This is a genomic window from Vibrio sp. SCSIO 43097 (genome assembly GCF_023650755.1).
Lineage (GTDB): Bacteria > Pseudomonadota > Gammaproteobacteria > Enterobacterales > Vibrionaceae > Vibrio > Vibrio alginolyticus.
In genome coordinates this window covers 1,943,457-1,955,563 of record NZ_CP071840.1, presented here as the reverse complement: position 1 = coordinate 1,955,563, position 12,107 = coordinate 1,943,457, and the positions used below count along the sequence as shown (strand labels likewise).

10 protein-coding genes and 1 pseudogene are annotated in these 12,107 nt (G+C 37.4%); 10 read left to right on the top strand and 1 reads right to left on the bottom strand.

Features of this window, described 5'->3' with window-relative positions; genetic code table 11:
- Nucleotides 1–385 precede the first annotated feature (385 nt).
- The 9 genes and pseudogenes from J4N40_RS09665 (at nt 386) to J4N40_RS09625 (ending at nt 9,500) form a co-directional block, all read left to right on the top strand.
- Nucleotides 386–1,033 carry a hypothetical protein gene (locus tag J4N40_RS09665; protein ID WP_115385927.1) on the top strand — a complete coding sequence of 216 codons (648 nt, stop codon included), beginning with the start codon at nt 386–388 and terminating at the stop codon, nt 1,031–1,033.
- A gap of 14 nt (nt 1,034–1,047) precedes the next feature.
- Nucleotides 1,048–1,785 (top strand): hypothetical protein, encoded by a 738-nt coding sequence (locus J4N40_RS09660; RefSeq protein ID WP_029809408.1) that lies wholly within the window; start codon nt 1,048–1,050, stop codon nt 1,783–1,785.
- 459 nt (nt 1,786–2,244) lie between these two features.
- Nucleotides 2,245–2,949, top strand: coding sequence for a hypothetical protein (locus J4N40_RS09655; RefSeq protein ID WP_029809407.1), 705 nt, complete (start codon nt 2,245–2,247; stop codon nt 2,947–2,949).
- Between the two features lie 7 nt (nt 2,950–2,956).
- Complete coding sequence (locus J4N40_RS09650) at nt 2,957–3,376, top strand: AAA family ATPase (protein WP_029809406.1); 420 nt, start codon at nt 2,957–2,959, stop codon at nt 3,374–3,376.
- Between the two features lie 36 nt (nt 3,377–3,412).
- On the top strand, nt 3,413–3,898 hold the full coding sequence (locus tag J4N40_RS09645; protein ID WP_115385929.1) for a hypothetical protein: 486 nt from the start codon (nt 3,413–3,415) through the stop codon (nt 3,896–3,898).
- 1,330 nt (nt 3,899–5,228) lie between these two features.
- Entirely contained in the window at nt 5,229–6,335 is a 1,107-nt protein-coding gene (locus J4N40_RS09640; RefSeq protein WP_029809403.1) for a GTPase, read from the top strand.
- Entirely contained in the window at nt 6,335–7,420 is a 1,086-nt protein-coding gene (locus tag J4N40_RS09635) for a GTPase (RefSeq protein WP_250654217.1), read from the top strand. The genes J4N40_RS09640 and J4N40_RS09635 overlap by 1 nt, the downstream gene beginning before the upstream one ends.
- 107 nt (nt 7,421–7,527) lie before the next feature.
- Nucleotides 7,528–8,474, top strand: a pseudogene (locus J4N40_RS09630) (IS30 family transposase).
- Between the two features lie 621 nt (nt 8,475–9,095).
- On the top strand, nt 9,096–9,500 hold the full coding sequence (locus tag J4N40_RS09625; RefSeq protein ID WP_029809400.1) for an H-NS family histone-like protein: 405 nt from the start codon (nt 9,096–9,098) through the stop codon (nt 9,498–9,500).
- A 218-nt stretch (nt 9,501–9,718) separates the two neighbouring features.
- On the opposite strand, the gene J4N40_RS09620 is transcribed toward J4N40_RS09625, so the two are convergent.
- Nucleotides 9,719–10,483: a DUF726 domain-containing protein gene (locus tag J4N40_RS09620; RefSeq protein WP_115385930.1), complete on the bottom strand. Its 765-nt coding sequence runs from the start codon at nt 10,481–10,483 to the stop codon at nt 9,719–9,721.
- Between the two features lie 633 nt (nt 10,484–11,116).
- On the opposite strand from J4N40_RS09620, the gene J4N40_RS09615 reads away from it, so the two are divergent.
- Entirely contained in the window at nt 11,117–11,677 is a 561-nt protein-coding gene (locus tag J4N40_RS09615) for a hypothetical protein (protein ID WP_029809398.1), read from the top strand.
- The last annotated feature ends 430 nt before the right edge of the window (nt 11,678–12,107 follow it).

The following is a 12,107-nucleotide window of genomic DNA, read 5'->3' as shown; positions in this document are numbered from 1 at the left end:
AATATTTTTATTTTATAAAAATAATATAATAATACTCCCATGTAAACTGTAAATGAGTGAAAATTAAAATCGGATTTATACGCTGATACTACAAACTAGAACGGTTAAAGTACTTATAGCGCACTCGATACAAAGCACGAAGAGATAAATAAAACAAAGGGATTAATATTGCATATATTTATAAAATAAAACATTGACTCTTTACTAAGAAGTGATTAATGTATTTCATAAGTTGGCTGATAATTGGTCCCCTACCGCTAACTAGACACTAAATGTATCGTTCTGATATCGGTGTTCTCAATAGATAATAACAGTATTAAGAAAAATAAAATTGCTTACAGCAAAGTTTAAACTTACTTAATTCTAACTCTCTATGGAGGACATTATGTACAATAGTGATACTACTGACTTCGATCTATCCAATCACCCTTTAACCTCATCAAATCTTGATTTACACATATTTAATGTTATTAGTAATGTTGGTGTTATTAATAATATTAATCGTAAAGAATATATATGTGATATTCCATTGGTAAAAGCAGTGCAATTGGCTCTATCACGTAAAAACCCAGACATGGGCTTAGATTGGGAGATTAGTGACAGCCTCTCAAAATATACCTCAAACATAACCGAATATAATGAACTAGAAAGCTATATTAGGCAAATCTATCTTGATACGAATTACTTGTGTTTCCTAGGAAATGATCTTAGCGGAGAACTTTCTGCTGTAAATGAGATTAAGCATATCTTGCTATATCATGGTAACAAACTCATTGTTGATGATGATTGTTTTTCTGCGTTTAAGTTTGGGTTAATCACCAAGAGTGGTTCTCATTCTTCTTGCTTATTCATAAATAGAACCTCTGATTTACAAAGCCATCATGTTAGAGGTGTCGACTATATATTCTGTCAAGTTGATGATTTCCTTATCCCTTTGCCAGAAGAAATAACCAATTGGGAATATAAGCCACATCTAAAAGTTGTCACAACTGCCGCATTAGTTTCTTGGCACGAGAAGAAGCTGTGTTGCTAGGGAGGGGAGCCGCTATGTATGGATATTCAGAAGTGTACTACTTTTGTGCGCTTAGATTTGTTTATCAACTTACACCAACGGAGAGGGTGTTACTGAGACAAAACCCGAGAGGTTCGCAGTTTAATAAAGAGTTGATTAAATGTTGTTTAATGATAGTTGATGGAAGAAAGAAGGTGTCGGATATGAGAATAAGTGATGGAAATTTGGAGAAACTTCTTGAGCGATTTAGTAAGAAGTCTTTGAGTACAGAAATTGGTAACTACATAATCGAGCGCGATAATGGGCGAGACATTACGATTGATTACGATGTTTACCAACTATATTTTCAAGATATAAAAAGTGATTTTGATTATCAAAACAGAAACATGAGCCATGGTACTACTTTATTAAACGTGAATATACCTTCGTACGGTGTTATGTCAAAGTTGAAAGTGAATGATAGATTAGAGATGATCCCGCACTCCTCTGCGTCATTAGCAGTCACGTTTTTGAAATCAAAACCCTCTTGGATTTTGAAAAGCTTCGATGCAATAAGATTTTCAAATTCAGAAAAAAGTAGCGCTCTTATAGGAAAATTCCTGACTTCTGATGGTTGTGAGACCAGATTTATTTTTAGCATTTATGCATCTCACGTTAAGAGTAATCGAGAAAACTTGGATGTAATATGCTTAATCGATGACCGTGAATACGAGGTTTGTATTCACGGACAAAAGCAAATGAATGCAATCTCAATAATTGATTTGTTAGTTTAAAGGCGACTTGCTGCTTAAGGTAGACAGGGCAGTATGATTCATCATACTGCTTTTTCTAGAGTAGCTTTGCTCCCGAAGTAACTGGTGTCGTTCTCTGACTGATCTAGGGCGAAGGTTTTTCCACTAATATGCACAATGTTTATACTTTAATTATACATAAACGCAGTGAAAATGAAGTTCTGGAATTTTTTTTTGCTTTATTAAATGGTTTTTTCTGTTGACTTTGTGTTGGATGTGGTGGTAGCTTTTATTACGTTCCAGTGAGGAAACTCTATGGACTCAATAATAATATAACAACTTAGATAATAAAATAATAAGTTCGATGTGTGTTTCTAAAAAGTTCTTGAAACAGCATTGAAAGATACGTGCCAAAGTGGCTAAAAATTATCCGCTAAGTTTGGCGTTTGAACTAAGTTATCAAGTTCAAAAATGAGCTTGTATTATTAATTGGAGTCCATCATGGATATTTTTAACACAGAAAAACAGTTCACTTCTTTCCACCTAAATCTTGATTGGGATAGATTAGGCTCTCTATTAGAGTCTTCCGACGCCCATCTCATAGTCACATCTTACGACGGTATTCCACTCGATGATGATGTATCAGGTCAGTACCAGATAAGACTCTTTATGGATTTAGAGCTAGTTGCTATTTGTAATGTTGATGAATATAACGGCATTAGCGACGTAGAGCTGCATCCGTCATTTGTTAGTCATAGACAACTTATTACTCAACTTTTTTCTGGGTACTTGAATGCTCCAGAGTTTTTGTTCGAAATCAGTGAATTTAATGTTATCTCATTGATAGTACGACAAGCATTGCGAGATGGTCAATACGCAGTCCACACTCTTAATGGTGATGAAGTTCTTCTTCTACACGATTATGGATACATCGCTGCATTGAGTTTTTCCGCCGAAGGCCAAAAGGTATCATTTACATCTGAATTAGTCATTGGCAGCCCAATTTATAGTGACAAACTAACATCTGAAATCCTCGATTCGTTTGGTACAAAGGTTCACGGACTGACCAAGCAAGTTAAAGCAGGCCTTATAGAAAAGGTTAAGACTCTGAATGAAGATCTTCGTTTCGATCGTGTTCCTCGTGCCATGTTGATGACTAAAGAACCATTATTTGTATCGTCAATTTTCAAAGACGGTGAGGTATAAGATGGTGATCAACGAGCAAAAACTTACTCTGGTGAGAGGTATTCCAGGCTCTGGGAAGTCAACGCACGCTAAAACTTTAGATGCAAAGTTGGTTGAGGCTGATCAGTTTTTCATCGATAAAGATGGCCTATATCAATACGATAATGCTCAGATTAAGGATGCACATAACTGGTGCAAGTTTGAAACTAAGCGTCTCTTGAAAGCTGGTTTCAATGTTGTTGTTGCCAACACGTTCGTGAAAAATTGGGAAATGAAATTCTATCAAAACCTAGCGAATGACATGGGGCTGGCCTTTGAGGTCGTTGAAATGAAGGGGAATTATCAGAATGTACATGGTGTTCCTGATTCCGTTGTTGCACGCATGGCTTCTCAGTTTGAAACGCTTGACTCAAGCTTTGTAATTACAAAAAGAGGTTACGCAGCATGAGTAAGATTGAAGTAAGACTCAGTATATATTGAAAAAATGAATACGAAAGCCACGAGGCATTGGTATGGGGTGAGTGTTGAGAGTAGTGCTATCAAGTGGCAAGGTGAGCTTACGGTTCAGTTAGTGGATGGTGAGTTTGATTGTTACTGTCAAATTCATTCTTCCGATATCAGTCATGATGACTGCCTTTGGGATAATTACAAAGATACTGATGAATTAGGTATCTTTGACGAAGAACAAATGACCAGATTCTTTGAAGAAGTCGTCGCTGAAGCCGAGCAAGGCTTTTCGGATGAATGCACTCTTGATGAACTGTTCGAGGAAAGTTGTGAGTTGAAACTAAATGAATCGTCTACAAGTGCTGCTGGCTGTGGAATCGTGGGCGGCTTCCATTTAGAAAAATACACCGAAGCCGATGGAGATAAGGTTTTGCTCGTAGCAATCGACTCTGAAGCAAACGGTGATCACATGAACAATCGTACTAAAGTGTTTGATAATGAAGAAGAGTACGATTCTTTATGACCATACTATATCTCCGATCAGTTTTGCTTTGTATATGATAGCTTGCATACTTTGATACAAGTGTGGGTTAGCAAAGAAAGATATGAGCTATACCTTGATGGACTACTATAATAGGCTTCGGACACACCAAGCAAGTTATGGGCTGTTGCTAGTTCATGCTGAAAATTTGTTTAAATTAGTGCCTGGAATCTGTAGGCCACATCAAATGAGGGATATAGATAAAATCGGATTGGTTACCGATAACGATAAGGTACTTTAAGGTCAATGATTTTAGACCTATTTTGTAGTATCTGAGTTTATACGACACAAAATGTCGCAAATGACTTTATACTGAGATCAAGTTATTCAAGAACAGCATGTTAGATTGCATTTGTTGCAATTGATGCATATGACTGTCTTATGTAGCATGACGTATGGGAGTTATTGATTGAATGGTAGCGAATACCCCTCCTTATTTCTATCTGTGTCTGCGCTGTAAGTATGAATTTACACGCAAACAGAAATTTGTGTTTTTATGCCCTAGGTGTAGATCTTTTAAAATTATTCCGAACCCAAGAATCGTTAAATAGATATGGCTAGACAAGCGAGAACCCAAGATGCACTTGCTTTCGCATTTGAGCGATTCAAATGCATACCTAAGGCACTTCAGGTGACCGTGTGTAAATTTCTTGAGCAACAATATTAAAAGAGATATCGGAAGTATCCAACGCAACTTAGAAGTGTTGAGCGAGCATTTTGATTCTCTCAGAGACAATCGAACCAGATTTTACGTTTACTCTTGGAGGAAACAGAGAAACGGAACCTGAATTTCCATTTAAATCCGCCAAGAATCGAAGTGCAACCTTCATCTCCAAGTTCAATATCACTATTGTTTACTGAACCTCGAATTTTACAAGGCTAGACGAAAGTAGCGAACAGCAATGGAAATGCCCCTTGGCCTAGCTCACCAGAGGGTAACGATCGACCTGACATGTCGCTTTGATGGGAATGACAATGAACGTATCCTAGCGCTATATCGCATAGTAAAAGCTTTAGTATAAACTTTTGACTTTTAAATAAACTTAGTCAACATTATGCGTATGGGCGCTTCAGTTTTGGGGAGGGAGTTAAGTGTTGGCTGGAGTTTAAGGTTTCAAAAAGTGCAGGATTTCATTTACAGGAAACTCTTCTCTCGGAAGAACAACAGTTGGTAGAGAATGACCAGTAGTATGAAGTTAAAACATTGGTTATTGATTCCAAACAGTGCCGTTCATGGTTCAAAAGTTTTGGAAATGACCTATCTAATGTGAACATAAGTGTGGCTAGTAATATAAATAATTAAAGGTTCAAAATGTCTGAGGTTAACTTAATTGTTATTGGGAAAACGGGAGTAGGGAAAAGTAGCTTCTGTAATTATATATTTGGTGAAGAGTTATTTGAAAGGGGAGATGGTGCTCCTGTTACTGGTTGGAGTGACCATTTTAAGTATTATGATGTAGGCTATGAAAGCTTTAACTTAAGAGTTTTTGATACAGTTGGTATTGAAACAAATAATTTGTCTAAATGGAAAATAGAGCTTGATAACTTTATTGAATCTAGGTCAGAAAAAAGTTCAACTCCTAATGATTGGATTCATGGAGCTTTTTACATCATCAATGCTGCTTCTGCTAGAATAGAAAACCCTGAACTCGATGTCATTGCAGGATTTATTGAAAAAGATATACCTATACAAGTCGTTTTATCAAAATCAGATATAGCGACAGCGGAACAAAAAGAATCGCTGATAAAGCAATTAAATTTACATTTTGGTCATAAAGTTAGCATATCAGAAGTTTGTTCCGTACAAATGCGAACAAGAAGAGGAAAAAAAGAAAAATACGGAAAAGAAAAAACGCTTGACTTTATGTTGGAAAATATTGATTCGAAACTACGCATCAAAGTTGGACGTTATTTCCTTGATAAGTACATCGATAGTATTAGATATTTGAAAACAAAAATATCTACAACAATCAATGAGTCAGATATTGGTTTCATTTCATTAATTAAAGGTTTAATACAAGACGGAAGTGATTTGGACATGGGGGAAGTTTTTAACGTTGATCTGGATAGTTTTGATGAACTACCAAGTGAGTACGAAGACTTTTTAGGTAACCTGGACGAGTTTCTTTTTGGAATGGGGTTTGAAAGTGCAGAACCGCTTAGAACGTATTTAGATGATATCCATTGGAAGGTTGAACAATCACTAGATGACTCTTCCGAAAAAATAACTGATAAGCTTGAAAGTATAACCAGTGACTTTGAGAGGGATGGTTTTTTCAACAAAGTTTCTGCGACTTGGAATGTGGTGGCGGTATTGTCTGATTTAAAAGGATTTATCCAGAACATGATGACAGAAGTATTGACACCAATAGAAAATTATTTATTAGAAGAAAAAAGTAAGTTAATGGCGAGAAAATAATGAAAAATAGTGATTTTGAACGTGAGTTTGACAAACAAGTTAAAGAGATTAAAAAACCTAACATTATGATCGTTGGTGGTACAGGTGTTGGTAAAAGTAGTTTAATTAATCAGGTGTTTGGTGAAGAGTTTGCAAAGGTAGGCTCTGGAGAGCCAGTGACCCGAGGGTGCCATAAGTATGAAAAAAATGGCGTGCCTGTTACCGTCTTTGACACTGAAGGTTATGAAATAATTGATGGTAAAGAAGACAATGGGAACTTCGAAGAAAAAGTATTGGCTGAGATTATAAAAAGAAAAAGTCAGTCTTTGAATGAGCATATTCACCTATTTTGGTACTGCATATCAATTTCTAATCACAGAATTACTGACTATGACTTGAAAAATATAAGGCTTTTAAGTGATACCAAGATAGGCGCAAATCTAGCCATTGTATTTACCCAATGTGATAATGATGAACTTGATAGCAACAATAATGGAATCACTAGCGCTAAGTTTAGGTCTATTCTTTCTAAAGAGGGAATACAAGCGCCCTGTTTTGAAACAATGGTAGGTCATGACAATGATACTTTACAACTCGATGAACTTTTAATTTGGAGTGAAGAAAGCTTGCCTGAAGAGTCCCTTAAAGAATCTTTTGTTGGAGCGCAGAAATCTAATCTACCGTTAAAACATAATCGAGTGATGAAAATAATACTTGCAGCTTCTGGCGCTGCTACAGCAGCCGCTGGTGCGAACCCTATCCCTGCTTCCGACTCTGTTATATTGATGCCAATTCAGATGACTATGGCTGTATCAATTGCAAATACTTATGGTTTTTCAAACCTGAAGAGCGCTACGATGGCTTTGATGAAAAGCCAAATTATCAGCTTGCTGGGCAAACAATTGGCGAGCAGCTTCCTAAAATTGATTCCTGGATTTGGTCAAATCATTAATGCTGGTGTCGCTGGCAGCCTTACTTTAGCTTTAGGGTATGGGCTAAAAGAGCTGTATACCAAGGCCTATCAGCATGTTTTAGAAACAGGTGAAAACCCAGATTGGTTAGAGCTGTTTTCTAGTCTTGATTTAACAAGTTTTATTAAAAAATAGCCCCGATTTCAGATAAGTAAGTGCGACATTCATGGAAAGGCGTAGAAGAGGAAGCCAACTGCTGAAAGTGGTACGCTCTTCTTGCCAAAGAAACAAGCAGTACTACCATGAATTATCAGCAGTTGACCGAGGGCAGAAGATACCAGATTTCTGCTCTTTTGGAACGGGGAATATCGGTTTCTGAAATAGCTAAAACAGTTCAGTGCCACCGCTGGACAGTATATCGGGAGCTTAAGCGAGGTCGTAAAGGCAACATTTATTGCCCAAATGAAGCCCAGCTGTTGTCGATTAAAAAGCGCAGAACAGCGCGTAAATACCGCATACCAAAGAAGCGTGTGGATTTTATCCGCCTTCTTTTAGAAACAGATTGGAGTCCTGAGCAGATTTCCAATGTATTAACGAAAGTTGGTGCCGCTGTCAGCCACGAGTGGGTCTATCGCTTTGTCGCACAAGATAAACGCATGGACGGTAAGTTATATCGCCACTTGAGGCAAGGACACAAGCGGTATCGTCGCGGTAAAAAAGAGAAAGCGCCAGAGATAAAGAATGCCGTTTCGATTGATGATAGGCCAAGCATCGTTGACGGTAAAGAGCGTTTGGTGACTGGGAAATCGACACTGTGCTAGGTAAGCATGGTACAGGTGCGATGGTGACTATTTTAGAGCGTAAAACTCGATTTTACGTAGTAAAGAAAGTGCCATCTAAGTCAGCGGATGATGTCACCAAAGCCACAATAGAGTTACTGATGCCTTATAAGAAATATGTCCATACCATTACGGCAGATAACGGACGAGAGTTTGCAAGTCATGAAACCATCGCAAAAGAATTAGAGGCTGATGTGTACTTTGCTCATCCTTATAGCTCTTGGGAGCGTGGTGCTAATGAGAATGCGAACGCTCTTTTAAGGCAGTATGTGAAGAAAGGAACTGACCTAACGACGGTGACGGACATCGATATAGAGTTCGCTTTATCTCGGATAAATTATCGTCCAAGAAAGTGTTTAGGCTTCAAGCAGCCAGCCATTGTATTTGAAGAAATGGCTTTGGTTGCTTGATATTGGAGAGTGTCGCACTTCGCAGTTGAATTCGGGGCTAATCACTAACAGTGTTAGTTACTCTTTATACGGTTTCTCTAAAAATTGCTAAGGTCTTTGTATAAGTTGATATTGCAAGTCTCTTGGGATAGCCCCATTTTAAAATGTTCTACAACTTCGGAACACCTAAAGTAACCGACAAACATCAACTTAAAGTCAATGAAATCAAGCCTTTTTTTGTACGTAGTTGAGATTATCCATGGGATTCATACTATCTTTTATTTGGGTATGGTATGAAACATTTTGGGTTAGACATCGGTTTAAGATATGATTCATCTGCTTTTGGGCGGGCATAACTCACTAGCGTTAATCTATGCACTTTCCTCAGTATTATTATATAAAGTGAAAAGCGCACAGATAATGAAACTATCGCTGAGTAGATAGCAGAAGCAGTATGGTTCTGCCATACTGCATTCCTAATGTTCAATATTCGCTTAATTGACCTTGTGATTTACAATTTAAAAAATCATATTATAGAATATGAAGCGATTTGATTTCATGATTTGTGAACTGTTATAGATTACATTTTCAATAAATGAAGCTTTCATCTCTTACGTTATATAAGGAATACTAGGCGCCAATATGAATGTATTAGAAAAAATATTATTTAACATCCGCAGTCTGAGGGTGTTTTCTCGAGATCTCACGTTAGATCAGCTCGAAGAGGCTCACAGTAAGTTAACAACAATTGTCGAAGAACGACGTGAGGAAGAGGAAGCTTTAAGAGCCGAGCAAGCAGAGAAAGAAGCAAAGCTCGCTACAATAGCAAAACAGATTAAAGAGCAGGGCATTGATGTTAATGAACTTGTCTCGGCACTTTCATCGAAAAAGGTCAAGAGTAAGGGAAAACGTCAGGCTCGATCTGCTAAGTATAAATACGTTGATGACAATGGTGTAGAAAAAACATGGACTGGTCAAGGTCGTACGCCATCTGTTATCCAAAAAGCACTTGATGGTGGTAAAACATTGGATTACTTTGCTCTTTAAATATACACATCGCTTTACAGCCATGGTTTCAGTATTGATGTCGCTGACATCTTCGTCTCAAATTATTGAGTTAGGTCTCTTAGAACTATCAATATTGTTATATCTGGAATATGACAATATTTAGCCTTAAACACTCATTCCCAACACTGGAAATGAGTGTTTATAGTTATGCATAAGGCTTCGCTATTTTTGTTTGAAAAAGCCTGACTTAGCATTCTCTATCGTGTAGACGCCATATGAATACCTAATAACCTACCAACTTCAGATGTTTTGTACTTCATGTGGCCAGATACAATATTAGACATATCTACATTGTGTAAACGGCTTTGATAGCCCTGACTGATTGGGCTTAATCCAATAGGGCTGTCTTTTTTCAGTGTTCCTACTGGATATAGTGTTTTCAGAACAAGATCGTTGGTAGAGTAGCAGTTGAATATATTAATTTTACTATGTTTTTGAAGTATATGACCCCATGAGTTTTCCTTTCCTACTGCGCCACCAAATAGCATAGCTCCCATGACTTTGTTTCTTGTTTGCTGACTTTGTAGACAATGAAAAATTACCCTAGAACCTAAAGAGTGACCCAATAAAATAAAACGTCCTTCCTGCTTGTCTATATGTTTGGCTAATCTTTCACCTGCGAGCTTCGCATTTTTCATGGCTTTACGCCATTCATAGAAACCTACAGCCGCCGTTGTACCCACAATATCTGCGGTAAGATAGGGAGAAACAGTTTTCGTTATTCTCATGGCTGTTGTACTTATCGAAGAACGCAGTCCTAGATTTCCAGTTCCAACAGTTTTTAATATTTTTTTGCTATTGCACGCATCCCAATCGTAGTGGTGGACTGTTGTTGATTGAAAGTCCCAATCTAGTACATTAAGCCAGTCGGTTATATCCGTATTTTTCTCTGATAAAAAACCGTTGATAACAATTACGTTGAGTGAATTACCACTTCGCACCTTGCGTAGTCTAATTGTCATAGATCTATCTCATCTTGCCATTCGATCAAATATTAACTTCAAAATTGGTTACAAAATACCCTGCTTAAGCTGGCGAGGTGAAAGAATTAATTCGATTACAATCTTGTATAGCGATGTTGACTATAATAGAGAGAATCGGCTTTAGAAACAGTCTAATCGGAAGGATAGGACACCTGAGAAGACTAGTTTGTTTAATAGTGATAATTCTGCATAATTAAGCTCTTAAAGTGCATTTAAAATCACCCAAAATGCACCTTCGAGGTTATAAAAGCTTAATGTCCAATTTCTGGATACCCCAAAGAACTAAATATCCATTCAATATCAACAATTTTAATCACTTCTAACACCAAGTAAATAAGCTTACATCGAACCATCATGGCCGACACTTGAGTCCAATAATGTTAACACGAACTTAGTACTCATAGAGTACGAATTTTTAGTATATTATTGAGTAATATAAGGTTATAACTAACCTCTATCCCATGTGGTACTGTGATTTCGATGTTGCAGAATGCTAGTGAGTGGTTTTACCGTACAATGAAACTTTGTGTCCAAATTTAGAAACTCGCGAGTCCAGTAATTCGTAAGAACGCGACGTTATCTGCTTAGGCATTTGAAAATTTAGAGAGTGGTATGTTTAACACAATTAGAGAGAAACATGGACACCATGTGGAGAATCTTGAGTTAGCTCTGGCCGAATCTGTATTATTGGGCTTGTCACCGTCAATACCTGATTATCGAGCACTTACTAGCCAAGATATGGAAGTACTGTTTCAAATCATTGATAGCGTACAACCTAAGTTAAATTATGATCTTATGTCGGGTGCCTGTTTATATGTGCATTCACATTTAAAAGAAGCATTTGCTCGGCATGGCTATAAATCTGAGTTAGTTTTCGGAGATGTACTTGTTAATGGTGAACCGCATATGGGATGCGATTTAGATATGCTTAAAAAACAATTAAGTAATGGTATTGCAACTGCATCCCAGAAAGTTCATTGTTGGTTATTACTTGAAAGTGGGCAATTTTTTGATGCATCACTATTTAGGGATATAACTAATGGCATATACGCAGCAGAGCTTTATGGTTTTGGGAACTCTAGGCTAGACGAATTTCGCTTTGAGTATGAACCAATGCTGCTAGGTGCAGATTTCATTGCAAAAACTAACCCAAACCCGCAAGTGCATGTATAAATGCTCAAAAGGGATTCACAACTCGTGGTATTTTTACTATGTGATATAGTCAACACTCTCCTAGGCAAATATCTCCCACTAAGTTGAGTATCCCTTGTAATGAAGTGTATAGGGGCTGCCCGTAAATTTACTCACAGCACGCGCTTCACATACTGCTTTGTCAAATGTGCTAGAAGCAACATGGACGTCGCGAATATTATAGCCAACTGATTTAATTCTCACGTATTTCCCTCATAAACACGTAACGTCGCATAATTTAGACAAGCAACGCTACCATCAAGCCTAAACTACTGCATGAACTGAAAGGCTAGGAGTTGGAACTCACTCTTCAACGTTTGTATGAATCTGTTATAGACAATATGAGAGTTTAACCCTGATACATTGATTTAAGATTCGCACAATGTGCTCATTTAGCACTCTGTTGTTAGAT